Origin of the sequence: Castellaniella sp., assembly GCF_034675845.1 — a bacterium.
Classification (GTDB): Bacteria; Pseudomonadota; Gammaproteobacteria; order Burkholderiales; family Burkholderiaceae_B; genus Castellaniella.
This window is the reverse complement of sequence record NZ_JAUCCU010000002.1, coordinates 471,876-498,780: the sequence shown is the minus strand read 5'-3', so window position 1 is coordinate 498,780 and position 26,905 is coordinate 471,876. Positions and strand designations below refer to the sequence as shown.

Below are 26,905 nucleotides of genomic sequence, written 5' to 3'. Positions count from 1 at the left end.
GGTGTTGCAGCTTGCGACACCTGCCTCCTGACGGGGACGCCTCATGCAAACCTCAGCGCCGTTTTTTCTGGCCTCCAGCGCACGGCCTCAGACACCGCACCGCATACAGCGCTCATGGGCGCGTTGCGCCGACCTCGATCAGCACCTGCTGGCCGATCCCAATCCGCTTTCTCGTGCTGATCTCGACTTGCACCGCGAGGCCAACCGGCTATTGCTGGAACATGCCCAGGCAGGTTTATGCGCTCTCAGCTCGTTGGCTGATCACCGTGACAGCATTGCGATTCTGGCCGATCCCTCTGGCATGATTCTGCACGAACAGGGCAATCCCGGATTCCTCAGCCAGGCCCAGCGCGTCTCCTTGCAGCCGGGCGTGAATTGGGCCGAAACCCATCGGGGCACCAATGCCATCGGCACGGCCTTGCACGATGGCCGCGCCGTCTGCATCCACGGGCCCGATCATTTCCTGGCACGCAATCGCATTCTCAGCTGCCATGCAGCCCCTATCTTCTCTGGGATCGGCGGCATCCTGGGCATTCTGGACTTTTCCGGCCCAGCCAACGCCCTGCACGACCACACCCTGCCCCTGGTCCAGCGCATGGCCCAAGGCATCAGTCGGCAAATCCTGCTGGCGCAGCCTGGCCATCGCCTGATTTTTCAAGTGGGCGAACAGGCCACCCCCCAAGCCCATCAACAGGCTTTGTTATTGCTGGACGACGATGGCCTGATCATCGGCGCCAACGAAGTCGCTCTGCAGGCCCTGAACACCAATTGGCAACTGATCGGCAGCCCGTACCAGCAGTGGATCAGCGGCAATCCCACCGCTCAGGACAGCCTCCTGCATCGCCATGACGGCCAGCCGCTGGTGGGCCATGTGCAGCATCCCGTCCAAGCCCGCCGGGGGCCCATTCCTCTTGCCAAGCCCCAGCCGTCCGCCCATGCGGTACCCTCCAGCCCTACGCTACCCGCCCCCGACGCGCTGACCCAGCCCCTGCTGGAGCAAGCCATTCGGGCCACCCATGCCGGGCTGGCCATTCTGTTGCATGGCGAAACCGGCACCGGAAAAGAAGTCCTGGCACGCCACATCCACGCCCAGGGGGCGCGGGCACAGGGCGCCTTTATCGCAATCAACTGCGCTGCCCTGCCCGAACACCTGATCGAGTCCGAACTTTTCGGCTACGAACCGGGTGCGTTTACAGGGGCCCGGCGCGAGGGTGCCCGCGGATTGCTGCGGCAAGCACACCAGGGCACGCTGTTTCTGGACGAAATCGGCGATATGCCGCTTAGCCTGCAGACCCGGCTGCTGCGCGTCCTGCAAGAACGCGAGGTCCAGCCGCTGGGGTCCGAAAAACGCCATGCGCTTGATTTTTGCCTGATCAGCGCCAGCCACCAGGATTTGCCCTGCCTGGTCGAACGCGGCTTATTTCGGGCTGACCTGTATTACCGCTTGCAAGACATGCCGCTGAATCTGCCCGCCCTGCGGCAGCGCCCCGATCTCGCACACTTCATCCTGCGTGCTTACCAGACACTGGGCGGGCAGATCAGCCCCGCCGCCGTGGCAGTGATGGCCGCCCATCACTGGCCGGGCAACTACCGAGAACTGGACAGCATGCTGCGCCGCCTGCGCTGCCAGTACCCGGATGACATCCTGCTGGGACCACAGCACTTGCCGGATAGCCTGCACGCTACACCTGTACGACCCCCGCCCTGCCTGGATATCCCAGCCAGCCAGGATGGCCCGGCAGCCCCTGACACAGCAGCGCCCCACAGCCCTGGCGACGGCAGCCTGCAGGCCCTGGAACACCACGCCATCGCGCAAGTCCTGCAGGCCTGCGGCGGCAATATATCCCAGGCCGCCAAACGGCTGGGCATCCACCGCAGCACGCTTTACCGGAAATTGCACAGCCACTAGGGGACCCTCTGAACAAGCCCCATGGCAAGCGGCAGCGGCTTTTTCGAGCACACGTATAGAAAAGGCCCGTATCGCCAGAATCCAGCCCTCGGGTTTGGATTTGGGCGATACGGGCCTTTTGTTTCAATATTCCCGCCATCGCAGGAATAGCAAAAGCTTACTGGCCTTCCAGGAAGGACTTGAGCTTATCGGCGCGGCTGGGGTGGCGCAACTTGCGCAGTGCCTTGGCCTCGATCTGGCGGATGCGTTCACGCGTGACATCGAACTGCTTGCCGACTTCTTCCAGGGTCTGGTCGGTGCTCATTTCAATCCCGAAACGCATGCGCAGGACCTTGGCTTCACGCGGCGTCAGTGAATCCAGAACTTCCTTGACCACGTCGCGCATGGAGCCATGCAAGGCCGAATCCGACGGCGATACCGTGCCGGTATCTTCGATGAAATCGCCCAGATGCGAATCATCATCATCGCCGATGGGGGTTTCCATGGAGATCGGTTCCTTGGCGATCTTCAGGATCTTGCGCACCTTGTCCTCGGGCATGTCCATCTTCTGGGCCAAGGTAGCGGGATCTGGCTCGGCGCCGGTTTCTTGCAGAATCTGGCGATTGATGCGATTCATCTTATTGATGGTTTCGATCATGTGCACCGGAATCCGGATGGTGCGTGCCTGGTCTGCGATAGAACGCGTAATGGCCTGACGAATCCACCACGTGGCATAGGTGGAGAATTTATACCCTCGGCGATATTCGAACTTATCGACCGCCTTCATCAGGCCGATATTGCCTTCTTGGATCAGATCCAAAAATTGCAGGCCGCGATTGGTGTATTTTTTAGCGATGGAAATCACCAGACGCAGGTTGGCCTCGGTCATTTCGCGTTTGGCCTTGCGGGCCTTGGCTTCGCCGGTGGCCATGCGCTTATTGACGTCTTTCAGATCCTTCAGCGGCAACACCACGCTGCGCTGCAGCTCGATCAGTTTTTGCTGGATCTCCAGGACGGCGGGCGCATGGCGCTCCAGCGTCTCGGCATAATCACGACCTGACGCGATTTCCTGGGCAACCCAATCCAGATTGGTTTCATTGCCTGGGAAGGATTTAATGAAATAGGCTCGCGGCATGCCCGAACGTGTGACGCAAATCGTCATGGCTGCGCGTTCATGCGCGCGAACTTCAGCCACCTGGGTGCGCAAGGCATCAGCCAGGCGCTCGACCATTTTTGCGGTGAAACGCACCCCCAGGAGTTCGGCGTGGATGGCCTCGCGGGCCTCGGTGTAGGCGGGTGAACGATAGCCCTCGCCTTCGAAGGCGGTACGCATCTTGTCAAACCAGGATTCGACCAGATCGAATTTCTTGAGGGCCTTGGTGCGCAGGTATTCCAGCTGCTTGCTGCTCATGCCGCCAGCAGGGCCGTCATCGTCATCCGAGGTCACGCCGGACCCGGCGTAGTCTTCGCCTTCCTCGTCGATCAAGCCATCGACGACTTCGTCGATCTGGGCCGAACCGTCACGGACCTTGCGGATGTGTTCGAGGATTTCATTGACGGTAGTGGGGCATGCGGCAATCGCCATGACCATGTGCTTCAGGCCATCCTCGATGCGCTTGGCGATCTCGATTTCGCCCTCGCGGGTGAGGAGTTCCACCGTGCCCATTTCACGCATGTACATGCGCACCGGATCGGTCGTGCGACCAAAATCGGAATCTACGGTGGTCAGCGCGGCCTCGGCTTCATCCTCGACGTCGTCGTCGCTGGTGGCCGAAGGCACGTTATCGCTCATCAGCAGGGTCTCGGCATCGGGCGCCTGGTCATAGACCTTGATCCCCATGTCGTTAAAGGTGCTGATAATGCCGTCGATGGCCTCGGCATCCACCAAGTCATCGGGCAGATGGTCGTTGATTTCGCCGTAGGTGAGATAGCCGCGATCCTTGCCGAGCTTGATCAGGATCTTCAGGCGGTTGCGCCGGGCTTCTTGTTCTTCGGGGGTCAGTTGGCTGCGCGACGGGGTTTCTTTTTCGCCCTTGGCACGCTTGCTGCCGCGCTTGGGCAGGGGCTTCAGATCAGGGATGACTTCGCCGTCATCATTATCATCATCCACATAGTCTGCGCCATCGCCACCCGCGTTTTTAGCGGGACGACCGGGCTTGCGGCCGCTGGCAACCTTAGGCGCGCGCGGCTCAGCGGCTTTTTTCGTGGTTTTCTTGGCCGCTGCAGTTTTGGTCGCCGTAGCCTTCGCTGTCGTGGTTTTTGCCGCAGTCTTGGTGGTTTTCGCCGTAGTTTCGGCCTTGGCTGCCTTAGGGGCTGCCTTGGTGGCTTTCTTTGCCGCGGCGGGTGTGACCGCCGTCACACTGGCCGCCTTGACCGCGGACTCGAGCTCTGGGCTCTGCGCCTTGGTTTTTTTGGCCGCCGTTTTGGGGGCTGCCTTAGGGGTTTTGCCAGTAGATTGGGTGGTCATAGGTGCTGGGTTCCATTCTTTTGCTGTTTCCCGGGCCATGCTGTTGGCCTAGGCAACCAAATAAAGGCGTTCAACTTATTGAAAACCATGTAGTTTACTGCAGTTGACAAGAAGAATCATCCTGCGCCGGACTTTAGCCGGGCCATGCGACGACTGAGATCCTGATAGCGCCGACGTTGGTGCTCATCCCGCAGTCCGGTCTCGATCAAGAGGTCACACTGTTGCTGCACTGCCTGTAATTCGATCTGCCGCAAGGCATCGCGCCATTCGGCCTGGGGGTCAGGAAGCTCTTGCATCAACAGTTCGACGGACAGATCCTGAATGGCCTGCGCCAGATCGGAGTCAGGGTCTGCTGCCTCTAGCAGGGCGCCGGCATGGCGCCCTCCAGTGGCGCTGGCCAAGCTGATGAGTTCGCGTACCAGATGCAGATGGGGATGGTGGGCCAATAATTCAAGCTGTTGATCGCCCAGCCCATCCACCAGGCCTGGATGCCCCAGCAATAGACGCAATAAACGCCGCGCCATCGGGGTAACGGTACGCGCCTGCTGCTGCCGACGCCCCCGCTGCGCTGCGCCACGCGCACGGGGCGCCGACATGGTGCCGCTACCATAGCCATCGGCCATCCAGGGCGGCTCTGGCGACATGTTTGACGCATCAAGCCAGGGTTCATTCAGCATGGCGTCATCCGGCTCGGGATGCCCCTGCCATCCTTGTGGTGCCGGGCCAGTTGGCGGACTGGCGTGAACCACAGGCGCCACACCCTGAGGAGTCGCTCCAGCAGCCAACAAGCCCGTCAGTTCGTCAGGGGTCAATCGGACCTGCTGCGCGAATTCGCGCTCTACCTGCAGTCGAAAGCCACCCTCGGGCATCTGGACAAATAAAGGCCGTGCCTCGTGCAAGCATGCGGCACGGCCTTCGGCTTCGCGCAGATCATGACGGGCCGCCAGCTCTTCAAGCATGAAGCGCGACAATGGCACGGCCTCATCCAGGCAGGCGCGCAAAGCCTCTACCCCGTAGGCACGGACATAGGAATCCGGGTCCTGACCGTCGGGCAAGAATAAAAACCGCATGGAGATATCTTCGGCCACCCAGGGCAGGCAAGCCTGCAGAGCACGCCAGGCCGCCTTGCGCCCTGCCCCATCCCCATCAAAGCTGAAGATGATGCGGTCGCTGGCGCGGCATAGCTTCTGCAAGTGCGTCTCGGTGGTCGAGGTCCCCAACGTCGCCACCGCATTGCCCAGTCCGAACTGGGCCAATGCCACAACGTCCATATAGCCTTCGACCACCAGCACACAGCCTTCGGCCCGGATGCCCGCCCGCGCTTCGTACAGGCCATAGAGTTCATGGCCCTTGGAAAACAAGCTGGTTTCGGGGGAATTCAGGTATTTCGGTTCACCGCGCTCGATCAGACGCCCGCCAAAGCCAATCAACTGGCCCCGGGTGTTATGGATGGGGAACATCACTCGGCCACGAAAGCGATCGTGGCGGCGCCCGTCCTCGGCTTCGATCACCAGGCCCGACTCGATCAGGGCCGGGTCTTCATAGTGGGCAAAAACATTTGCCAAGCCGCGCCGGTCGGCACTGGCCCAGCCCAGGCCATAGCGGGCGGCAATTTCACCGCTGAGGCCGCGTTTCTTCAGATAAGAAACTGCTGCGGGGGTGCTTTTCAGGGCGGACTTATAGTGGGCTTGAGCCTGTTGCAAGACATCGCGCTGGCGATTGGATTCTTCGTGGCGTGCCTTCGCAGCAGCCTGTTGCCGGGGGCTGCGCGATTCTTCGGGCACCCTCATCCCCACGCTGGCGGCCAGCGACTGCACCGCTTCGGGAAACGTCGCGCCGGTATGCTCGGTCAGAAAATGCAGGGCGCTGCCATGCGCCCCACAACCAAAGCAGTGATAGAACTGTTTAGTGGGGCTGACTGTAAACGAAGGGGATTTTTCTGTGTGAAAAGGGCACAAACCCAGCAGGTTTGCGCCCCCTTTGCGCAGCTGTACATACCGGCCGACTATATCGACGATATCAACGCGCGCGAGTAGATCCTGTATGAATGATTCTGGAATCAATCAATAGAGTCGCGGCGGCAGTTGTTGGCTGCGAATGCGTTTGTAGTGACGCTTGACCGCAGCGGCGAGCTTGCGCTTGCGTTCGGCGGTGGGCTTTTCGTAGAATTCGCGCGAGCGCAGTTCCGTCAGCAAACCGGTCTTTTCGATGGTGCGCTTAAAGCGTCGCAGGGCAGCCTCGAAGGGCTCGTTTTCTTTGAGGCGGACAATCGGCATGTAAATCCTTGGGTAGCCTGTTAAATCATGGGCGTCGGCCATTAATATCAGCCGGTGCACCCACGGTTATGGGTTAATAATATCTTAATCTGGACAGCAAAAGATTCTATCATGAATCCACTGATGAATCCAGCTTAATCGGGGCTTTGGTAGGCAGTGCGTACACCTTTGCGAATCCAGGACTCCAGCTGATGAGGCCGCAGGCTGTCATAGTCTTCGAAGGGCTGGTGTATCCAGGGATTCGTGGGCAGGTCCTCGATGAAATAATCCGGCTGGACCTGGGCATGGCCTTTTTTCCAGAGTACCGCAGTGCGTAGTTCGGTAATTCCGGGAAATTGCTGCAGCAGGTGGTCGCGCACGCGGGTGAAAGTCAACCCGGTATCGACCATATCATCCACCAGCAGAACCTTGCCTTCCAGGGTGCCACGCGTGATCGTGATGAATTGAGCAATATCCAGCTGCCCCTGCACGGTGCCGGCGGCCTCGCGGTAGCTGCTGGTGGCCAATATCCCCAGGGGCACATCAAAAATACGCGACATCACGTCCCCCACACGTACCCCGCCCCGGGCCAGACAAAGAATCTTATCAAAGGCCCATGCAGATTCGTGCACCTGCAGGGTCAGCCGCTCAATCAGGGTGTGGTATTGCTCCCAACTGATCCAAAGATCGCGATCGGTGCTTGGCGGGATGCTCATATGGCGTTCCTGTGTGTCCGTATAAAAAGATAATGAATCAAAAAACCGCAAGCTGGCTTGCGGTTTTTGGTGGCTCAACCCTGGAAAGGGTGCCGCAACACAATGGTTTCCAAGCGGTCAGGGCCGGTGGAGACCATATCGATAGGCACGTCACAGACCTCGGCGATGCGTTCGAGATAGCGCCGGGCATTGATCGGGAGCTTGTCGTATTCGGTGATGCCGACGGTGGTTTCAGTCCAGCCGGCCATTTCCTCGAGGACGGGCTCGGCCTCGGCGGCCGCATGGGCACCATACGGCAGGACGTCCAGGAACTGACCCTTATAGCGGTAGCCCACCCCGATCTTGATTTGTTCGACCCCGTCGAGTACATCAAGCTTGGTGATGCACAGGCCGGTAAGGCCATTGATCATGACCGAACGCTTCATGGCCGCGCCATCAAACCAGCCGCAACGACGCGGACGGCCAGTGACTGAGCCGAATTCCTTGCCGACTGTCGCCAGACGCAACCCTGTGTCGTCGAGCAGTTCGGTAGGGAACGGCCCGGAGCCGACCCGCGTGGTGTATGCCTTGGCAATGCCCAACACGTAGTCCAGCGCCTGCGGCCCCACGCCGGTACCAGCAGCAGCTGCACCCGCCACGCAATTGCTGCTGGTGACAAAGGGATAGGTGCCATGATCAATGTCCAGCAAGGTGCCCTGAGCCCCTTCGAACAATAGATTGTGGCCGGCCCTGCGGGCGATGTGTATATTGCTGGAAACGTCCGACACCATGGGTTCGAGCTGAGGCGCCAACGCCATGACCTGATCGCGCACCTGGGCCGCATCCACCGGCTTTGCACCCAGATATTGAGTCAGGACAAAGTTATGGTAGTCCAGGACTTCGGCGAGCTTTTCGTCGAACACGGCCGGATCGTAGAGATCCTGGACGCGCAAGGCGCGCCGTGCGACCTTGTCCTCGTAGGCGGGGCCAATGCCACGCCCCGTGGTGCCGATCTTGCCCTCGCCCTTGCGGGCTTCGCGGGCCTGATCCAGCGCCACGTGGTAGGGCAGAATCAGCGGGCAGGCGGCCGAAATCTGCAGGCGCGAACGCACATCCAGACCCGCAGCCTCGAGCTCGGCAATTTCGCTGAGCAGCGCCTCGGGGGAAAGCACCACGCCATTGCCTATATAGCAGGTGACATGCGGGTGCATGATGCCCGAGGGAATCAAACGCAGAATGGTTTTCTTGCCATTGATCCAGAGGGTATGGCCAGCATTGTGCCCCCCCTGGAAACGCACCACCCCTTGGGCGGATTCGGCAAGCCAATCCACGATCTTGCCTTTACCTTCATCACCCCATTGGGTGCCAATCACGACGATGTTCTTGCTCATAAGCCTTGCTTGTGGCAGCACCATGCCGCCTTGGGGAAACAAATAAGTTTATACCATCTTAAGCGACAGCCAGCGGATGCAAGACCCAACCGTTGTCGGAAGAAATAAGTTCCTGGTCCACCTGGAATTCATCAGACTGCTGCTGTTCGCCCGGCAGATGTTGAATCACAATATGGCCCTGAGTGCGCAGATCCGCCACCACCCGCGTCAGGCCGGGGTCATCGGACCACGGCGCACGAATGGCACGGGCACGCTGGGCGTCGGGCAGGCCCGCAGAAAGCTTGCGCAAATCCAGGCTGAAGCCGGTAGCAGGCCGGGCACGGCCAAATTTACGGCCTATGCCGTCGTAGCGCCCGCCACGGACCAGGGCATCATGCCAGCCTGCCGCGTAAATCGAAAACACCACGCCCGAATGATAGCCGTAGCTGCCGCCCATATCGGCCAGGTCAATGGCCACCGGCGCATCCGATAGCGCCTGACAAAGGGTCCGCAAGGCATCCAGGGCAGCATGCACCGCAGGCAGATCCGGCAGGCACTGGCGCGCTCGATCCACCACGTCCAAGCCGCCATATAACGTTGTCAACGTCTTCAAAGCCCGCAAGCTGTCGTCGCGGGCGCCGACGTCCCGGCACAAGAGCTGCAACCCAGGGGCATCCTTTGAGCTCAGCAGATCGAATACCGTATCGGCCACATCGATCAGCGCCGGGTCGGCATCGACCAGCGCACGCCCCACCCCAGGGTGATTCAGGTCCAGGCTGGGCTGGGCAACCCCGGCGCAACGCACGGACTCCAGCGCCAGGCGGACGCATTCGATATCGGCCTGCACCCCGGCATGGCCGAAGATCTCGGCCCCGATCTGCAAGAGTTCACGATCCGACAGCAGCCCTGAAGGCCGCGCATGCACCACCGGCCCGCAATAGCACAGGCGTGTGACACCGGGCCGATTGAGCAAGTGCGCATCGATGCGAGAAACCTGCACTGTCATGTCGGCCCGCACGCCCATGGTCAGCCCTGAGAGCTGATCCACGAGCTTGCAGGTGCGCAAGCGCAACGCCTCGTCGTCGGCCAGCATCAGCGAGTCGAGGTATTCCACCATCGGCGGTGCAACCAGCTCAAACCCATGCGTGCGGTAGAGATCAAGCAACTGGCGCCGTAGCTCTTCGATGCGGCGCGCCTCGGCAGGCAGAATATCCGACAGGTTTTCCGGTAATAGCCAATTCGACAGCATGACGGCCCTTAGTCCTGCTTCGGCTGGGTGCGATCCCAGTAGCGGAAGAAGTCGGAGTCCGGGCTCAGGACCAGCGTGCTGCCAGAACCGGAGAATGCCGCACGATAGGCATCCAGGCTCTTGTAAAAGCTGTAGAACTCGGAATCCTTGCCATAGGATTCAGCATAGATGGCGGCCGCAGTCGCATCCCCGTTACCACGCTTTGCCTGAGATTCGGCATAAGCCTTGGCCAGGACTTCCTGACGTTTGCGGTCAGCCTCGGCACGAATGCGTTCGCTGTCGGCAGCACCACTGGCGCGCAGACGGTTGGCTTCTTGCTTGCGCTCGGCTTCCATGCGGCGATAGACGGATTCGGAAATTTCAGGGGTGAAATCGATGCGGCGCAGGCGCACATCGACCACATCCACCCCCAGGGGCTTGGCCCGCTGAGCCACGGACGCCTGAATTTCGCGGGTGATGGCATCACGATCGCTGGACACGACCTGCTTCACAGTGCGTACGTTGACGGCCGCATTCAGGGCGTCGCGGATCTGGGCCTGCAGCCGTTCGACTGCCGCCCCGCTGTTGGAACCGAAAGTGACGTAGTACAGACGCGGATCGGAAATCCGCCATTTGACATACGAATCGATCAGCAGGTTTTTCTTTTCGGCGGTCTGGATGCGTTCCGGGTCGCGGCTTTCGATGGTCTGCAGGCGCTTATCCAGATAAACGACGTTTTCAAAGGGTGGTGGATATTTGAAATAAAGCCCCGGCTGGGTGATGGTCTCGCGGACCTCACCCAAAGCGAACAGCAGGGCATAATCGCGCATCGGCACGATATACAGGCACGACGAGAGCGCCGCAACCAACAATACCAGACCGACCAGGGCAGGAAAAAAACGTTGCATCATGGGCTCCTAGTTCGAGTACGGGCTAGACATCAGCGAATCCAGGCCGGACGGAACGCCACGCGCTGGGGTGCCAGACGAGGAAGCCTGGTTGGCGGCATGGGCCGCACCTGCCGTACTGACGGGGGAACTGCTGGATGAGCCTGCTGACGAGGTGGCTGCTGATGGACTACTGCCGGACGCCGCCTGCTGCATGATTTTATCCAGCGGCAGATACAACATATTGTTGCCGACGGGCGCATCGATCATGACCTTGGCCGTATCGGTGAAGATATCCTGCATGGTCTGCAGATAAATACGTTCACGGGTAATGGCAGGCGCCTTGTTGTATTCGGCCGCTACGCTGCTGAAGCGCGAGGTATCACCCTGGGCCTGACCGATGACCTGAGCGCTATAGCCCTCGGCGTCCTGAACCATGCGCGCTGCCTGGCCTTCGGCCTCGGGCAGGACCTTGGAGGCATAGGCATTGCCTTCGTTGATCTGACGCTCGCGATCCTGACCGGCCTTGACGGCATCGTCAAACGCAGCCTGGACCTGTTCGGGCGGCTGGACGTTCTGGATGGCCACCGTGGATATCTCGATCCCTGTGTCGTATCGATTGAGGATTTTCTGGGCCTGCGACTGGACCTCAGAGGCGACCTCGGTTCGACCGGAATACAAAACAAAGTCCATGGGCTTGCTGCCGACGACCTCGCGCATGGCGGTTTCGGCCGCCTGGCGCACGGATTCATCCGGTTGATTTGTATTGAACAAATAATCAGGTGCGCCATCGGGTCGCAGGCGATACTGCACGACATACTGCACATCAACGATGTTTTCGTCGTTGGTCAGCATCAGGGATTCGGAAAGAACCTTATTGCGCGCCGAGCCACGAAACCCGACTTCGAAAGTCCGCAGACGTGCAATATTGACGTCCTGGGAGTTTTCGATGGGATACGGCATGCGCCACTGCAGGCCGGGGCTAAGGGTGTGCACGTACTTGCCAAAACGCGTCACCACCGCCACCTGGCCTTCCTGGACAATCATGAAACCACTGGCCAGCCACAACAAAACGCCGGCAATAATCAGCAAGATCACAAACCGCGGCGATGGGCCCGGCATAGACGGCAAGCCGCCGCCACCCGATGGCATGCGCGGGCCACGCCCGCCGCCCTTACGCCCAAAAAAGCCAGTCAGGCGATTATTGAAATCGCGCCAGACTTGGTCAAGATCGGGGGGGCCATCATTATTGCCTTTAGGCCTGCCCGACGGGTCGCCATCCTGGTTCTGCTGTCCGCGCCCCCAGCCCGGATCATTCAGGTTGAACAGTTTCATTCCACGCATTGTTTACCGTTGGTCCCTTAAATTCTGCTATCGACTGCCTCAATCCGTCCAGGCCACTGCGTTGCAGGGCACTGACGAAGACTCGCGCAATCGTACCATGTTCATTTCGCTCGACCCGGGGTTCATATCCCGCCATGTCGATTTTGTTATAGACGCGGATCTGAGGAATCTCGTCAGCGCCGATTTCCTTTAACACCTGATTGACCTCGGCCGCCTGCTCGTCCCGCTGAGGGCTGGCCGCATCGATCACGTGCAGCAACAGATCCGCATGAATGGTTTCCTCGAGGGTGGCCCGGAAGGCGGCAATCAGCATGGTGGGCAAGGAACGGATGAAACCCACCGTATCGGATACCACAACCTGCCCTGCCCCCTCGATCCAGACCCGCCGCGTGGTGGTGTCCAACGTCGCAAAAAGTTGATCGGCGGCATAGGCGTCCGCCCGCGTCAACGCATTGAAAAGCGTGGATTTACCCGCATTGGTATACCCGACCAGGGACACTGACAGGGTCTGACCACGCACCCGTGCGCGGCGCTGCGTCAGGCGCTGTCGTTGTACCCGATCCAGACGTTCTTTTAAGGCTCGCACCCGTTCCCCGATCAAACGCCGATCGGTTTCGAGCTGGGACTCGCCCGGCCCACGCACCCCGATACCGCCGCTTTGGCGTTCCAGGTGGGTCCACATGCGGGTCAGGCGGGTGGACAAGTGCTGCAGCTGGGCCAGCTCCACCTGCAGTTTGCCTTCGTGGCTTTTGGCCCGTAACGCAAAAATATCCAGGATCAGGGCGACACGATCAACCACCCGGACCCCCAGCTTGCGTTCGAGATTACGCTGTTGAGCCGGACTGAGAGACTGGTCGAACAAGACGACCTCGGCCCCAGTTGCCTGGACCAGGGCGGCGGCTTCTTCGATTTTCCCGGAACCGATGAACCCCGCCGCATCCGGTCGGCTGCGGCGGGCCACCAGGACTTCGGCGATCTCGGCCCCGGCACCGCTGGCCAACATGAGGAATTCCTCGGCGTGGGCGGCGTAATCGGGTTCGCCCAGATCGACGCTGATCACCAAGGAAATCATACGCATGCCCCCCTGTGATTCAGGGGCAAGGAAAAATGAAGACCCGCCGATGCAGGCAGCATGGCGGGTATCGGTTGCACCGGTGCAACCGGGAAATTATTCAGCAGAGTCGTCCACCTGGAAAGCAACCGGGCGTGCCGGAACGACTGTGGAAATAGCATGCTTGTAGACCATTTGCGTGACCGTATTGCGCAACAGCACGACGTATTGATCGAAAGATTCGACCTGGCCCTGCAGTTTGATCCCGTTGACAAGATAGATGGACACGGGCACGTGGTCCTTGCGCAAAGCGTTGAGGAACGGGTCTTGAAGAATTTGCCCTTTGTTGCTCATGGACGAGGCTCCAGTTATTGAAGTTATAGTGTCGAGTTATTTTAATGCGTTTCGTGCGCTGCAGCATAAGCACCGGAATTAGCCCGGGTGAATTGCTCAGGCTGCCGCCAGAATGCTTTTCAGCGTATCACACAAGCGCGTGCATTGTTCAGGCGTACCGACCGTGATGCGCAGGTATTGATCAATGCGCGGCGCCTGAAAGTGACGCACCAGAATGCCCTCATCGCGCAGCTTGCGAGCAATGTCGGCTGCTTCCTGGGTCCGGTGGGTCACAAAGAGAAAATTCGTCAGGGAAGGCAGCACCGTAAAGCCCAGGGAGCGCAGTTTTTGAGCCAGGCTCTCGCGGGCATTCACCACGGCCTGGCAGCTCTGGTCGAACCAGTCCTCGTCCTCGATGGCTGCCTGGGCGCCCGCCAGGGCCACCCGATCCAGGGGATAGGAATTAAAGCTGTCCTTGACCCGCACCAGCCCGGCGATCAAGTCCGGCGAGCCCATCGCATAGCCTACCCTGAGCCCGGCCAAAGCACGGGACTTTGAGAGCGTATGCACGACCAGAATATTGGGCAGTTCGCGAATCAGGACCGCCGCCGACTGTGCGCCGAAATCCACGTAGGCCTCGTCCACCACCACCGTGCTATCTGGATGCGCCAGTGTAATCTGGCGGATGGCATCCAGGTCCAGCACGCAGCCCGTGGGCGCATTGGGATTGGCGAAGATAATGCCGACGGGCTCTTGATCGGCGGCCTCGGTGTAGTCCTGCAGGCGCAGCGTAAAGTCTCCCGCCAGCGGAATCAGGCGGTGCGGCACTTCGAAGAAGCGACAATACGTCCGATAGAAGCTGTAGGTAATGTCCGGCAGCCACAAAGGCCGCCCACCCCGCAGAAAAAAGGCGTTGAATACATGCGCCAGCACTTCGTCCGAGCCATTGCCCAGAAACACCTGGTCGGGCTCTAAACGATAACGCCGGGCGATCACCCGTCGCAGCGCCGTGCCATGGGGATCGGGATACAGCCGCAGGTCGTCGCCCAGGGCCGCCCGCATGGCTGCAATCGCCTTGGGGGATGGCCCGTATGGGTTCTCGTTGGTGTTGAGCTTCAGCAGATTGGGTATCCGGGCCTGTTCACCAGGCACATAGGGGATCAATCCGGCAATGTGATCGCTCCAGAGCGTGCTCACTTATTGTTGTCCTTCAGATAAGGGTTGTGCGAAGACTTGAATTCGACGCTCAGGGGCGTGCCATCGAGCTTGAAGGCCTCGCGGAACTGACCTTCGAGATAGCGGCGGTAAGAGTCCGGCACGGCATCCAGGGCATTGCCGTGGATGATGATGCGGGGGGGATTTTGCCCGCCTTGATGGGCATAGCGCATCTTGGGACGGAAAATACCCTTGCGCGGAGGCTGCTGCTGCTCGACGGCGGCCTGCAGGACGCGGGTAAGTTTCGGGGTGGAGAGCTTGGCGAAGGCCGCCGCATGCGCGGCATCGACGGCCTTCAAGACCGGGCCGATACCCTGCCCCTTCAGGGCCGACAGGTGCAGCATTTTGGCAAATGACAGAAAACGGAGCTTGCGGTCGTATTCGCGTTGCACCCATTCGCGCTGTTCGCGATCAATGGCATCCCATTTGTTCAGCCCCACAACCAAAGCACGCCCTGCCTCGGCAGCGAAACCGGCAATATGCGCGTCCTGATCCGAAATCCCGGACTCGGCATCGATCAGCAACAAGACGACATTGGACGCCTCGATGGCCTGCAAGGTTTTGATGACGGAAAACTTTTCAATGGTTTCGAAGACCTTGCCGCGCCGCCGCAGCCCGGCAGTATCAATCAGGGTGTAGCGTTTTTCGCCACGCTGGAATTCAATCTCGATGGCATCCCGGGTGGTGCCCGGCAGATCGTAGGCAATCACACGATCTTCGCCAACCAGCGTGTTGATCAGCGTGGATTTGCCGACATTGGGCCGCCCGGCAATGGCCAGCTTGATACGATGGTCAACCACCGCATCCGGGTCGAAAGCATCATCATCGCCCGCTGCTTCTGCATCCTGGGCATTGCTGGCCGCCTGCAGCAGGGGCTGCAAGGCTTGATCGACCAGATCGGGGATGCCATCGCCATGGGCTGCAGAAATCGGGTGCGGCTGGCCCAGGCCCAATTCATGGAACTGGCTGAGTGTCCCGTGATCGCGCATGCCCTCGGATTTATTCACCACCAGCAAAACGCGCTGGCCGGACTTGCGCAGCAAGCGGGCAATTTCATGGTCGTGGGCGTTGATGCCTTCGCGGGCATCCACCAGAAACAGCACAACATCGGATTCGGCAATCGCCTGGGCGGTCTGGCGCGCCATCTCGACCAGAATACCGCGGGTGGCGACAGGTTCGAAGCCGCCGGTATCCACCACAATGAAAGGCCGATCACCGACCCGGCCTTCGCCATAGTGGCGGTCGCGGGTCAGGCCCGAGATATTTGCCACCAGAGCCGCCCGCGAACGGGTCAGGCGATTGAACAGAGTCGATTTACCGACGTTGGTGCGGCCAACCAGGGCCACTACCGGTTTGAAATGCAGGTCAGTCACTGACACCCACCAAAATAAGGTTACCCGCCCCGGTCTGAACGACAATGCCTCGGGCGGTGGACAGCGGGGCGGACTGGATTGCCCCGCCGCCCAGCTGTATGCGGCCCAACAGCCTGCCATCCGCCCGCGACAGAAAGTGCAGATAGCCCTCGTAGTCGCCAAAGGCCACCGTCTTGCCGGCAAAGGCGGGGGCGGTCAGGCGGCGATTGAGCAAAGCGGGCTGTTTCCAGTATTCCTGACCGTCTTGCAGGGCCAGGGCATGGACCGTATCCCGCAAATCCGCCAGATAAATATTCTGTCCGTCCGAGCCCAGCCCAGTGGCTGAGGACACATCCTGAGCCCAGATGGGGCGCCCCCCCTGGGAAATATCAAAGCATGTGGTGCGCCCCTGATAGCTGGTGCCGCACAACAAAGGCCCCAACGCCAAGGGTTCACCCACGACATCGGTGATGCGCTCTAAATCCGATGCGCCACGCGAGGCCGACACGGTGCCTTCCCAGCGCACCGCACCAGATGCCGTATCAATCACCAACAAGCGACCATTGGGCATGCCGGCCACCAATATATTGGGCACCATCACCATGCGGATACTGGTGCGCAAGGCCAGTGCGGGACCGGGCCGCTGCACGGACCAGCGCAACTTGCCACTGGCCTCGTCGAAGGCCTGAATCCGGTAATCGGTCGTGCGCACCACTACCACGCCATTGCCCACGGCCGGCGGGATATTGACCGCGCTGGCAGCCTGGGCACGCCAGCGTTCCTGGCCCTGGGCATCATAGGCAACGACGACGCCCGCCTGGGTGACGACTGCGGTGGTATTGCCGTTGCTGCCGACACCCGCCTGCAAAGGCTGGTCGCTTGCGACACGCCAGCGGATCGCGCCAGAATTGAGGTCCACCGCTGCCACTGCCCCCGAAGGGGTTGCGGCATACACCGCATCGCCCACCAACTGGGGTGAAAAACCATAATCGCCGCCACTGCCGATGGCAGTAGACCAACGGGTAGAAGCGGCCAGCGCAGGCGCATACTCGGTGAGTTCGGCCGGATCGAATCGGGCATCCGTCGTGGAAAACAGGCCGCAACCTGCCAAGCCTGCCACAGCCAGGCCAAGCACTGCAGCGCGAAACAGTCGAACAGGAATATGCATGGGAATCAGGCTCCGTTCAGGGCATCGATTTTCAGTTGAACAATCTGGGCAGCGGGATCTGCGCCAAACGCGGTCAGGGCTTCATGCCAGGCCTCGGTTGCCTGATCCAGGCGCCCCAAGGCCGCCAGAATATCACCTCGGCGGTCGGCATACAGGCCGGCGAAACCGGTAGGCACCTTATCCTGAACCTGAGCAAGCGCAGGCTCGTATTGTTGCTGTGCCAACAGGACACCGGCCAGACGCAAGCGGGCGACGGCCTGCAAAGCGGGCGACTGGCTATCCCGGACCAGCCATTCCAGCTGCTCACGCGCACCATCCAGGTCTTTTTGGCTCTGCAGGGCCCAAGCCGCGACCAATACCCCGCGCGCCGTGTAGCCGGAACCAGGGTAATCATCCCGCAAGGCCGTGCTGGCGGCCTTGATGCGGGCGACCGAGTCCTCGCCAGACTGGCTGGCGGCGGTCTCAAGCGCCTCGTAGTAGCCCATGGCCTGGGACGCCTGGTGCGAGGCGTACCACTGCCAGCCCCGCCAACCGGCAAAAGCGACCACCACGGCCAGCACCAGCACCATGCTGAGCGTGCCATAGCGTTCCCACCAGGCTTTCAGTGCGTCGAGTTTTTCCTGTTCTTCGAGATCGTATGCCATGCCTGAAATCAGATCCTTTGCTTGAGATAATCGGCCAACTGGCCAAATGCGACGGTTTCTTGCTGCGCACTGCCTGAGTCGTCGGCGCGCAGCCACTTGACCGATGCGGCACTATTGCTCAGTTCGTCCGCACCGAGAATGACGGCTGCCATTGCACCGCTGGCGTCAGCCCGACGAAACTGTGATTTAAACCCAGCCGAGCCTGCATGGACAAGTACCCGCAGCCCGGCATCCCGCAGGGACTCTGCCAGACGCGCAGCGCAGCGCTGCTCGGCGTCTCCTTGGTGGATCAGATAGACCTGGCACTCGGCTGCAGGCGCGACCTCGGCCTGTTGGGTCCAGAGATCCAACAAGCGCTCCATGCCGATGGCAAACCCCACCGCCGGGGCGGGCTTGCCCCCCAGCAGTTCGATCAGGCCATCATAGCGTCCGCCGCCGCAGACCGTGCCCTGGGCACCCAGGCGATCGGTGACCCATTCAAAAACGGTGAGATTGTAATAATCCAGGCCTCGAACGAGACGCGGATTGAGCGTGTAGGAGATCCCGGCATCATCCAAACGGGCACACAGCCCCTGATAGTGCGCGAGAGATTCTTCGCCCAGAAAATCAAACAGGCGCGGCGCGCTGTTGGCCATGTCCTGCATGGCAGGGTTCTTGGTATCCAGCACCCGCAAAGGATTGACGTGCATACGGCGACGGGCTTCCTCGTCCAGCACATCCATATGTTTTTCCAGGTGTGCGATCAAGGCCGCACGATGGGCTGCGCGTTCAGCCGCCTGACCCAGAGAGTTAAGCTCCAGGCGAATATCATCCAACCCCATCAGGCGCCACAAACGCGCCAGCATGAGAATCAGTTCGGCATCCACGTCGGGGCCGGAAAAACCCAAAGCCTCGACGTCGATCTGGTGAAACTGACGGTAGCGGCCCCGTTGAGGACGCTCGTGGCGAAACACCGGACCCATGGCGTAAATGCGGCGCGGCCGGTCATACAGAAAATTATGCTCGATGGCCGAACGCACGATACCGGCGGTGAACTCTGGCCGCATGGTCAGGCGCTCGTCGTTCAGCGGATCGACAAAGGAATACATTTCCTTTTCGACAATATCGGTGACTTCGCCGATCCCACGCGCAAACAGCCGTGTCTGCTCAAGTATCGGCGTGCGCATGTTCTGGTAGCCATAGGCGGCCAGCCAGTCGCGCACCAGGGCCTCAAGGGACTCCCACTGTGCGGACTCGGGCGGCAATGTATCTTTCATGCCGGTCAGGCCGGCGACTTTTTTAAATGCGGACATGAACTACTCTGTCTGACGCGCCACGACGCCGGGACGATGCGCAGGCGCCTGCCCGCACTGTCCGTAGCGCCGCGCCACGTAATCTTCAACGATTTGCTTGAATTCCTGGGCGATGGAGTCGCCCTTGAGGGTGACGACACGCTTGCCATCGACATAGACCGGGGCGGATGGGATTTCACCCGTGCCCGGCAGGCTGATGCCGATATCGGCATGACGGCTCTCGCCAGGACCATTGACGACACAGCCCATGACGGCCACGTGCATGTTTTCGACCCCAGGATAATGATGCTTCCAGACCGGCATCTGATTGCGCAGGTAGTCCTGGATGCTGGCCGCGAGTTCCTGGAACACGGTGCTGCTGGTCCGGCCACACCCTGGGCAGGCCACCACCATCGGGGTGAAAGCCCGCAAGCCCATGGTCTGCAGGATTTCCTGGGCCACAATGACCTCGCGGCAACGGTCGCCGCCAGGTTCAGGCGTCAGGGAAATACGGATCGTGTCGCCAATGCCCTGCTGCAGCAGCACGGCCAAGGCGGCAGTAGACGCCACGATGCCCTTGGAGCCCATGCCCGCCTCGGTCAAGCCCAGGTGCAGGGGATAATCACAGCGCTGGGACAGGTCCCGATACACCGTGATCAAATCCTGCACGTGACTGACCTTGCAGGACAGCACGATCGCATTGCCCGCCAAGCCCAGCTGCTGGGCACGCTCGGCATTGCTGATGGCCGACACCACCAGGGCCTCGCGCATGACGGCGCCTGCCGTCCAGGGCTGGGCACGGGCGGCATTGTCATCCATCATCCGGGCCAGCAGTACCTGGTCCAGGCTGCCCCAGTTGACCCCGATACGCACCGGCTTGTCGTAGCGGCAGGCGACCTCGATCATTTGGGCGAAGTTATCGTCGCGATGTTTACCCGCCCCCATATTGCCGGGGTTGATGCGATATTTTGACAGCGCCTGGGCACAGTCCGGAAACTGAGTCAGGAGTTTATGCCCGTTATAGTGAAAATCCCCCACCAGGGGCACAGGCACGCCCATGCCATCCAGGGCCTCGCGCAGAGCCGCGACCTGGGCGGCGGCCTCGGGAGTGTTGACCGTGACCCGGACGAGTTCCGAACCCGCCTGCCAGAGTTCCTGCACCTGGCGGGCCGTCGCCTGGGCATCGGCGGTATCGGTGTTGGTCATGGACTGCACCACCACCGGCGCATCCCCCCCCACACGCACCACATGATCGCCCCAGCGCACGTCCACCGCACGCGTGGGCCGACGCGCTGCGGCGGCGGGCTCGGTCACAACAGAATCGGACATCATGGGCGCAAAGCCTTCAACCAATCAAAAATCAGCCACTCGTCAGGTACCCACCCCCGATTGATGGCATACACCCCGGCCACGGCAAATAAAACCAATAACAGCAGCAGCCAGGCCCAGGTGCGATGGGCAGGTTCACCGCGGGCGCTCTTGTCGGATTGCTGGATGACCCGCCGCGTGCCCAGCGAACTGCTGGCCACAGGCGTCGGCCGCGTCGAACCGACTGCCTGGTCCAGCAAACGCAGCAATGCATCGGTATCCGCACCTAGAAAACGGGTGTAATTACGCACCAACCCACGCAGGGGTACGCCTTCGGGCAGACGGCTCCAGTCGCAGGATTCGAGATACCCCAGTTGCACGGCGGAGTATTTGATCCGTGCGGAAACCTCGGGCAGCGTCAGGCCACGCGTCTCGCGCAGGCGCTTGAGGGTCTCGCCTACCGACAGGCTTTCAGCGCCGCTGGCCGCAGCGGGCGACAGCAGATCGTCAGAGAGGTCACTCATCCATTTTCCTTTTTGCGTATGACAATGCGGGCCCTGTCTGGCAGGCGTTCGTTGATGCGGGTGCGGTCCTTGACCTCGCCGGCCAGTTGACCACAAGCCGCATCGATATCGTCGCCCCGGGTCTTGCGCACCGTGACCACCAGCCCCGCATCGGTCAACTGCTGGGCAAACAGACGGATACGGGCGGATGGCGAGCGTTTCAGGCCAGATTGCGGGAAGGGATTAAACGGAATCAGATTGAATTTGCAGCGCACCTGGCGAGCGATCTGAATCAGCTCTTGCGCTTGCTCGTCGGCATCGTTGACGCCATCGAGCATGATGTATTCAAACGTGATGAAGTCACGCGGCGCGACTTCGAGGTAGCGGTTGCAAGCATCCAGCAACTGCGCCAGCGGATATTTTCGGTTGAGCGGCACCAGACGATCCCGCAAGGCATCATTGGGCGCATGCAGCGACACGGCCAGCGCCACGGGGCAATCCTGCGCCAGGCGATCGATCATGGGCACGACGCCGGAAGTGGACACGGTGACGCGCCGACGCGACAGGCCATAGGCATGGTCATCGACCATCAGGCGCAAAGCGCCCAGCACCTGGTCGTAATTCAGCAAAGGTTCGCCCATGCCCATCATGACCACATTGCTGACAGCGCGTCGGGCATCGGCCGCAGGACCATTGAGGCGGGCGGCCTGGGGGTCGTCGTGCAGGGCGCGATTGGCATACCACAGCTGGCCGATGATTTCGGCGGTGGTGAGATTACGGCTGAAACCCTGATAACCCGTGGAGCAAAACGGACAGGCCACCGTGCAGCCTGCCTGGCTGGAAATACAAAGGGTGCCACGATCGTCCTCGGGGATATAGACGGTTTCAATGGCATTGCCCGCACCCATATCGAACAGCCACTTGCGGGTGCCGTCGGTCGAGTGCTTTTGGAAATTCAGTGGCGGCGCCTGGACAACGCAATGGGCGCCCAGCTGCGCACGAAACTCTTTGGCCAGATCGCTCATGTCGGAGAAATGATCCGCCCCACGCTGGTGCACCCACTGCGACAACTGGCGCGCACGAAAGGGCTTGCCTCCCCATTGAGCGACCAGGGACTGCAGTGCGGCGGGGTCCAGCCCCAGGACATTGATCAATTCAGTATCAGACATGAGCTTCAGGCAATCAAACAAAGGCCCCCGCATCAACAAGGGCCGTCAGCCGACAATTAACGGCTGAAAACGTTGCTTTCGGGGAAGAAGAAAGCAATTTCAACAGCAGCGGTTTCCGGGGCATCCGAACCGTGCACGGCGTTGGCATCGATGCTGTCGGCAAAGTCGGCGCGAATCGTGCCGGCTTCGGCCTTCTTCGGGTCGGTGGCGCCCATCAGATCGCGGTTTTTGGCAATGGCGGATTCGCCTTCCAGAACCTGGACGAAAACCGGGCCGGAAACCATGAAATCCACCAGATCCTTGAAGAAGGGGCGCTCTTTGTGCACGCCATAGAAGCGCTCGGCTTCGCTGCGCGAGAGCTGTTGCAAACGGGCGGCGACCACTGTCAGACCGGCCTTTTCGAAACGGGCGACGATCTGGCCGATGACGTTTTTGGCAACGGCATCGGGTTTAATGATGGAGAGGGTGCGTTCAATAGCCATGACGGAGTTTTCCGATAAAAAACGGAGAAAAAGGATTTCTCTGGTGAAAAGGTAGAATGAAACCCGCGCAATCGCAAATCCCGATACAGGGCTGCATTGATGCGTACGGTCAACCGTGCATTTTACCATGCGCCTTTCGCGGGTCATCCGCCTACAATAATCGTTTTTTCGCTGCCCAATCCCATGAGCGACTCTTCTTCCGCCTCCCTGCCCAAAAGCTTCGAACCCCAGGACATCGAGTCCCGTTGGTATGCCTACTGGAACCAACAAGGCCTGTTTGCCGGGGGACAGCATGTCGCCCCTGCACCCGGCCGGGCATCCACGCCCTTTGCCATCCAGTTTCCGCCGCCCAATGTCACGGGCACCCTGCATATGGGCCATGCCTTCAATCAGACCATCATGGATGGCCTGATCCGCTACCACCGCATGAACGGCGACGATACGGTCTTTATCCCAGGCACCGACCATGCCGGGATTGCCACCCAGATCGTGGTCGAGCGCCAACTGGATGCCGAAGGCGTGTCGCGCCATGACCTGGGCCGCGATAAATTTCTGGATCGCGTCTGGGCCTGGAAAGAACAATCCGGCAATACCATCACCGGGCAATTTCGCCGCCTGGGTTCATCGTGCGACTGGACGCGCGAATACTTCACCATGGACCAGCGCCTTTCGCGCGGCGTCGTCGAGGTCTTCGTCCGGCTGTACGAACAAGGCCTGATCTACCGTGGCAAGCGCCTGGTCAACTGGGACCCGGTGCTGGGCACCGCAGTCTCCGACCTGGAAGTCGTCAGCGCCGAAGAAGACGGCCACATGTGGGAAATCCGCTACCCCCTGAGCATCCCGGTGGCGGGGTTGACCCATCTGGTCGTGGCCACCACCCGGCCTGAAACCATGCTGGGCGACGTAGCCGTCATGGTCCACCCCGAAGACGAACGCTATGCCCACCTGATTGGCCAGACCGTCGTCCTGCCGCTGGTCGGCCGCGAGATCCCCGTGATTGCCGATGATTATGTCGACCGGGATTTCGGCACTGGCGTGGTCAAAGTCACCCCCGCCCACGATTTCAACGACTACGCCGTGGGCCAGCGCCACGGCCTGCCCATGATCAGCGTGCTGACGCTGGATGCCAAGGTCTGCGAGGATGCCCCGGCAGCCTATCGTGGCCTTGACCGCTTTGCCGCCCGCAAGCAGATCGTATCGGACCTGGAATCCCAAGGCCTGCTGCTGCAAGTACGCGACCACAAGCTGATGGTGCCGCGCGGCGATCGCACCAACAGCATCATCGAGCCCATGCTGACCGACCAGTGGTTCGTGGCCATGAGCCAACCTGCCCCTGCTGATAGCCTGCACCCAGGCAAAAGCATCACCCAGGTGGCGCTGGAGGTCGTGGCCGATGGCCGGGTGCAATTCGTGCCGGAAAACTGGACCACCACCTATAACCAATGGCTGGAAAAAATCCAGGACTGGTGCATCTCCCGCCAACTTTGGTGGGGCCACCAGATCCCGGCCTGGTATGCCGAGGACGGCCGCATCTTTGTGGCGAAATCTGCCGAGGACGCCGAGCGCCAGGCCCGCGAGGCCGGCGTCACCGGCCCCTTGACGCGTGATTCCGATGTGCTGGATACCTGGTTTTCATCCGCCCTGGTGCCGTTCACCGACCTGGGCTGGCCTGACCAGACGCCCGATCTGACGCGTTATCTGCCATCCGGGGTGCTGGTCACGGGGTTTGACATCATTTTCTTCTGGGTCGCCCGCATGATCATGATGAGCATGCACCAGACCGGCCAGGTGCCCTTTCGCACAGTCTATGTTCACGGACTGGTCTGCGACATGGAAGGCAAGAAAATGTCCAAATCCAAGGGCAACACCATTGATCCGGTGGATCTGATCGACGGCATTGCCCTGGAACCCCTGCTGGCCAAACGCACCGCAGGCCTGATGAACCCGAAACAGGCCGATTCCATCCGCAAGCGCACGCGCAAGGACTATCCCGATGGGATTCCGGCCTATGGCGCCGATGCCCTGCGCTTTACCATGGCGGCCTATGCCACCCTGGGGCGCAACATCAATTTCGACCTGAAGCGCTGCGAGGGCTACCGCAATTTCTGCAACAAGCTCTGGAATGCGACCCGTTTTGTGCTGATGAACGTCGAAGGCCACCCCTTGGGCCAAGCCCAGCCAAACGACCTGTCATTTGCCGACCGATGGATCATCGACGGCCTGCAGCAGCTAATCACCGACGTACACACCGGCTTCGCCCAGTATCGCTTCGATCAGGTGGCTGATCGCCTGTATCACTTCATCTGGGACGAATACTGCGACTGGTACCTGGAACTCGCCAAGGTCCGCCTGAATACGGGCGACGCCATCCAGCAGGCTGCAACCCGGCGCACGCTAATCCATGTGCTGGAAACTTTGCTGCGCCTGGTTCACCCCATCATGCCCTTCATCACCGAAGAGCTCTGGCAAAAAGTCTCCGTGGCGGCTGGGGTACGCCAGGCCGACACCCCTGCCAGCATCAGCGTCCAGGCCTTTCCCCAAACCAACGACGTGCTGTTGGCCCCCGAGGCCGCCCAATTGATGACCGAGTTCAAATCCCTGACCGATGCCATCCGGGCCTTGCGGGGCGAAATGAGCCTCGTCCCCAGTCAGCGGGTACCCCTGCTGGTCCAGGGCGCCACCACCGACCTGGCTGAACTGGCACCATATCTGATGGCCCTGGCACGCCTGGAAAACGTCCAGGCAGTCGACCAGCTACCTGATCTGGGCGCCCCGGTGCAGGTAGTGGGCACCACCCAGCTGATGCTGCACGTAGAAATCGATATCGCCGCCGAATGCGCCCGCCTGGACAAGGAAATCGATCGACTGGAAAAGGAAATCGCCAAGGCCAATGGCAAGCTATCCAATAGCAGCTTCATCGAACGCGCCCCAGCGGCCGTGGTCGATCAGGAAAAGGCACGCCTGGTGCAGTTTGGCGAAACCCTGGATCGCGTGCGCGCCCAACGCATCCGCCTGCAAGCCTAGACAAAGGAGCCGCGCTTCATGGTCGCCCCCCCCTTCAAACCCGTGATCGAGTCCTTGCTGGACACGGATTTGTATAAGTTCACCATGTGGCAGACCATGCTGCACCGGCACCCGGCGGCGCAGGCCGAATATCGTTTCATCAGCCGCCATCCGCCAGCCCACCCGCTGGCGGATCTGGCGCCCGAGATCCGTCAGCAGATCGACCATCTGTGCACACTGCGATTCAGCCAGTCCGAACTGGATTATCTGGCTGGCCTACGCTATATAAAATCTGATTTTGTCGACTTTCTGTCGCTGTTTCATTTTCAACGCCGATTCATCGACATCAGCACAGATGGCGATGCCCTGAATATCGTCGCGCGCGGCCCGCAGGTCCACGTCATGGGCTTCGAGATTTTTGTGCTGGCGATTGTCAACGAGCTCTATTTTCGTCGATATCAAACCCCGGACACCCTGGCCGAAGGACGGCGCAGGCTTCAGGAAAAAATCGCGCTGCTGCATGATTTTTCCACAGAACCGCCACGCAGATTTCCCTTGCAGATATCTGATTTCGGTCTGCGCCGCCGTTTTTCCCGCACCTGGCAGGCCGAGGTCGTCGAACGCCTGCACCAAGCCGTCCCGAACATCATCACCGGCACATCCAATGTAGCGCTGGCCCAATCCCACGGCCTGGTCCCCGTAGGCACCATGGCCCACGAATACCTGCAATCCTATCAGGCCTTCGGCAAGGTCCGCCTGCGCGACTTCCAGCGCAGCGCGCTGGAAGACTGGGTGCAGGAATATCGCGGCGATCTGGGCATCGCCCTGACCGACGTCGTGGGCATGGATGCCTTTCTGGCAGATTTCGACCTGTATTTCGCGAAATTGTTTGATGGCCTGCGGCATGATTCCGGCGATCCATTCATCTGGGGCGAAAAGGCCATCGCGCATTATCAAGCCTTGCGCATCGACCCGGCCACCAAGCGGTTCGTTTTTTCAGACGGGCTGGACATCCCCAAGGCACTGGAGATTTATCGGCACTTTGCCGACCGGGTGCAATTGGGTTTTGGGATCGGCACGAACCTGACCAACGACCTGGGCCCCAAGCCCTTGAATATCGTGATGAAACTGTTCGAGTGCAACGGCATGCCCACCGCAAAGCTGGCCGACAGCCCAGGCAAGGAACACTGCACAGATGCCACGTTCCTGGCCTATCTGCGACAGGTATTCGGTCAGGCGGCCCACCCCCACTAAGCCGCCTGCCGATCGACA

At 60.6% G+C, this 26,905-nt stretch carries 22 protein-coding genes; 3 read left to right on the top strand and 19 right to left on the bottom strand.

The features are described 5' to 3' along the window. The first annotated feature begins 43 nt into the window (after window positions 1–43). The gene (locus tag VDP81_RS13865; protein WP_323012623.1) at window positions 44–1,909 is read left to right on the top strand and encodes a sigma-54-dependent Fis family transcriptional regulator; all 1,866 of its coding nucleotides are present in this window, start codon (window positions 44–46) and stop codon (window positions 1,907–1,909) included. A gap of 157 nt (window positions 1,910–2,066) precedes the next feature. Here the strand turns inward: VDP81_RS13865 and rpoD are convergent, their stop codons facing one another. The 19 genes from rpoD to ndk all read right to left on the bottom strand — a co-directional run bounded on the left by rpoD (window position 2,067) and on the right by ndk (window position 22,630). Further along, window positions 2,067–4,355, bottom strand: a complete 2,289-nt coding sequence (gene rpoD, locus VDP81_RS13860; RefSeq protein ID WP_322995316.1) for an RNA polymerase sigma factor RpoD — start codon at window positions 4,353–4,355, stop codon at window positions 2,067–2,069. A gap of 116 nt (window positions 4,356–4,471) precedes the next feature. Continuing rightward, window positions 4,472–6,418, bottom strand: a complete 1,947-nt coding sequence (gene dnaG / locus VDP81_RS13855; protein ID WP_322995317.1) for a DNA primase — start codon at window positions 6,416–6,418, stop codon at window positions 4,472–4,474. Continuing rightward, window positions 6,419–6,631: a 30S ribosomal protein S21 gene (gene rpsU / locus VDP81_RS13850; protein ID WP_298015764.1), complete on the bottom strand. Its 213-nt coding sequence runs from the start codon at window positions 6,629–6,631 to the stop codon at window positions 6,419–6,421. A 134-nt stretch (window positions 6,632–6,765) separates the two neighbouring features. Then, on the bottom strand, window positions 6,766–7,326 hold the full coding sequence (locus tag VDP81_RS13845; RefSeq protein ID WP_323012622.1) for a phosphoribosyltransferase: 561 nt from the start codon (window positions 7,324–7,326) through the stop codon (window positions 6,766–6,768). A 74-nt stretch (window positions 7,327–7,400) separates the two neighbouring features. After that, a complete protein-coding gene (locus tag VDP81_RS13840) occupies window positions 7,401–8,696 on the bottom strand; it encodes an adenylosuccinate synthase (protein WP_322995319.1) in 1,296 nt (431 codons plus the stop codon). A gap of 58 nt (window positions 8,697–8,754) precedes the next feature. Next, window positions 8,755–9,921, bottom strand: coding sequence for an ATP phosphoribosyltransferase regulatory subunit (locus VDP81_RS13835; protein WP_322995397.1), 1,167 nt, complete (start codon window positions 9,919–9,921; stop codon window positions 8,755–8,757). An 11-nt stretch (window positions 9,922–9,932) separates the two neighbouring features. Then, window positions 9,933–10,811, bottom strand: coding sequence for a protease modulator HflC (hflC, locus tag VDP81_RS13830; RefSeq protein WP_322995398.1), 879 nt, complete (start codon window positions 10,809–10,811; stop codon window positions 9,933–9,935). A 9-nt stretch (window positions 10,812–10,820) separates the two neighbouring features. Continuing rightward, window positions 10,821–12,125 (bottom strand): FtsH protease activity modulator HflK, encoded by a 1,305-nt coding sequence (gene hflK / locus VDP81_RS13825; RefSeq protein WP_416233261.1) that lies wholly within the window; start codon window positions 12,123–12,125, stop codon window positions 10,821–10,823. After that, window positions 12,103–13,206: a GTPase HflX gene (gene hflX / locus VDP81_RS13820; protein WP_322995399.1), complete on the bottom strand. Its 1,104-nt coding sequence runs from the start codon at window positions 13,204–13,206 to the stop codon at window positions 12,103–12,105. Before hflX ends, hflK begins: the two co-directional genes overlap by 23 nt. 96 nt (window positions 13,207–13,302) lie before the next feature. After that, window positions 13,303–13,539, bottom strand: coding sequence for an RNA chaperone Hfq (gene hfq, locus VDP81_RS13815; protein WP_322995321.1), 237 nt, complete (start codon window positions 13,537–13,539; stop codon window positions 13,303–13,305). A gap of 96 nt (window positions 13,540–13,635) precedes the next feature. After that, window positions 13,636–14,715 (bottom strand): histidinol-phosphate transaminase, encoded by a 1,080-nt coding sequence (gene hisC, locus VDP81_RS13810; RefSeq protein ID WP_322995322.1) that lies wholly within the window; start codon window positions 14,713–14,715, stop codon window positions 13,636–13,638. Beyond that, a complete protein-coding gene (gene der / locus VDP81_RS13805; RefSeq protein WP_322995400.1) occupies window positions 14,712–16,097 on the bottom strand; it encodes a ribosome biogenesis GTPase Der in 1,386 nt (461 codons plus the stop codon). The genes hisC and der overlap by 4 nt, the downstream gene beginning before the upstream one ends. Window position 16,098: 1 nt before the next feature. Next, window positions 16,099–17,253, bottom strand: a complete 1,155-nt coding sequence (gene bamB / locus VDP81_RS13800; protein WP_322995323.1) for an outer membrane protein assembly factor BamB — start codon at window positions 17,251–17,253, stop codon at window positions 16,099–16,101. 5 nt (window positions 17,254–17,258) lie between these two features. Further along, window positions 17,259–17,897, bottom strand: coding sequence for a tetratricopeptide repeat protein (locus VDP81_RS13795; protein ID WP_322995324.1), 639 nt, complete (start codon window positions 17,895–17,897; stop codon window positions 17,259–17,261). Window positions 17,898–17,905: 8 nt separating this feature from the next. Then, window positions 17,906–19,189 (bottom strand): histidine--tRNA ligase, encoded by a 1,284-nt coding sequence (hisS, locus tag VDP81_RS13790; RefSeq protein WP_323012621.1) that lies wholly within the window; start codon window positions 19,187–19,189, stop codon window positions 17,906–17,908. A gap of 3 nt (window positions 19,190–19,192) precedes the next feature. After that, window positions 19,193–20,500, bottom strand: a complete 1,308-nt coding sequence (gene ispG, locus VDP81_RS13785; protein ID WP_323012620.1) for a flavodoxin-dependent (E)-4-hydroxy-3-methylbut-2-enyl-diphosphate synthase — start codon at window positions 20,498–20,500, stop codon at window positions 19,193–19,195. Beyond that, the gene (locus tag VDP81_RS13780; protein WP_323012619.1) at window positions 20,497–21,000 is read right to left on the bottom strand and encodes a helix-turn-helix transcriptional regulator; all 504 of its coding nucleotides are present in this window, start codon (window positions 20,998–21,000) and stop codon (window positions 20,497–20,499) included. The genes ispG and VDP81_RS13780 overlap by 4 nt, the downstream gene beginning before the upstream one ends. Continuing rightward, the gene (gene rlmN, locus VDP81_RS13775; RefSeq protein WP_323012618.1) at window positions 20,997–22,148 is read right to left on the bottom strand and encodes a 23S rRNA (adenine(2503)-C(2))-methyltransferase RlmN; all 1,152 of its coding nucleotides are present in this window, start codon (window positions 22,146–22,148) and stop codon (window positions 20,997–20,999) included. The genes VDP81_RS13780 and rlmN overlap by 4 nt, the downstream gene beginning before the upstream one ends. A 56-nt stretch (window positions 22,149–22,204) precedes the next feature. Continuing rightward, a complete protein-coding gene (gene ndk / locus VDP81_RS13770; RefSeq protein ID WP_322995328.1) occupies window positions 22,205–22,630 on the bottom strand; it encodes a nucleoside-diphosphate kinase in 426 nt (141 codons plus the stop codon). Between the two features lie 183 nt (window positions 22,631–22,813). Between ndk and VDP81_RS13765 the strand changes: the two genes are divergently transcribed. Together VDP81_RS13765 and pncB are read left to right on the top strand one after the other, a co-directional pair. Beyond that, on the top strand, window positions 22,814–25,654 hold the full coding sequence (locus VDP81_RS13765) for a valine--tRNA ligase (RefSeq protein ID WP_416233260.1): 2,841 nt from the start codon (window positions 22,814–22,816) through the stop codon (window positions 25,652–25,654). Window positions 25,655–25,672: 18 nt separating this feature from the next. Continuing rightward, window positions 25,673–26,887 (top strand): nicotinate phosphoribosyltransferase, encoded by a 1,215-nt coding sequence (pncB, locus tag VDP81_RS13760; protein WP_322995329.1) that lies wholly within the window; start codon window positions 25,673–25,675, stop codon window positions 26,885–26,887. The last annotated feature ends 18 nt before the right edge of the window (window positions 26,888–26,905 follow it).

Coding starts and splice junctions, on each gene's coding strand:
- hflC (WP_322995398.1), bottom strand. CDS start 10,811: ATGCAACGTTTTTTTCCTGCCCTGGTCGGTCTGGTATTGTTGGTTGCG.
- VDP81_RS13765 (WP_416233260.1), top strand. CDS start 22,814: ATGAGCGACTCTTCTTCCGCCTCCCTGCCCAAAAGCTTCGAACCCCAG.
- VDP81_RS13865 (WP_323012623.1), top strand. CDS start 44: ATGCAAACCTCAGCGCCGTTTTTTCTGGCCTCCAGCGCACGGCCTCAG.
- VDP81_RS13795 (WP_322995324.1), bottom strand. CDS start 17,897: ATGGCATACGATCTCGAAGAACAGGAAAAACTCGACGCACTGAAAGCC.
- bamB (WP_322995323.1), bottom strand. CDS start 17,253: ATGCATATTCCTGTTCGACTGTTTCGCGCTGCAGTGCTTGGCCTGGCT.
- rpoD (WP_322995316.1), bottom strand. CDS start 4,355: ATGACCACCCAATCTACTGGCAAAACCCCTAAGGCAGCCCCCAAAACG.
- hfq (WP_322995321.1), bottom strand. CDS start 13,539: ATGAGCAACAAAGGGCAAATTCTTCAAGACCCGTTCCTCAACGCTTTG.
- rpsU (WP_298015764.1), bottom strand. CDS start 6,631: ATGCCGATTGTCCGCCTCAAAGAAAACGAGCCCTTCGAGGCTGCCCTG.
- rlmN (WP_323012618.1), bottom strand. CDS start 22,148: ATGTCTGATACTGAATTGATCAATGTCCTGGGGCTGGACCCCGCCGCA.
- hflX (WP_322995399.1), bottom strand. CDS start 13,206: ATGATTTCCTTGGTGATCAGCGTCGATCTGGGCGAACCCGATTACGCC.
- hisS (WP_323012621.1), bottom strand. CDS start 19,189: ATGTCCGCATTTAAAAAAGTCGCCGGCCTGACCGGCATGAAAGATACA.
- VDP81_RS13845 (WP_323012622.1), bottom strand. CDS start 7,326: ATGAGCATCCCGCCAAGCACCGATCGCGATCTTTGGATCAGTTGGGAG.
- VDP81_RS13840 (WP_322995319.1), bottom strand. CDS start 8,696: ATGAGCAAGAACATCGTCGTGATTGGCACCCAATGGGGTGATGAAGGT.
- VDP81_RS13780 (WP_323012619.1), bottom strand. CDS start 21,000: ATGAGTGACCTCTCTGACGATCTGCTGTCGCCCGCTGCGGCCAGCGGC.
- hflK (WP_416233261.1), bottom strand. CDS start 12,125: ATGAAACTGTTCAACCTGAATGATCCGGGCTGGGGGCGCGGACAGCAG.
- ispG (WP_323012620.1), bottom strand. CDS start 20,500: ATGATGTCCGATTCTGTTGTGACCGAGCCCGCCGCCGCAGCGCGTCGG.
- ndk (WP_322995328.1), bottom strand. CDS start 22,630: ATGGCTATTGAACGCACCCTCTCCATCATTAAACCCGATGCCGTTGCC.
- pncB (WP_322995329.1), top strand. CDS start 25,673: ATGGTCGCCCCCCCCTTCAAACCCGTGATCGAGTCCTTGCTGGACACG.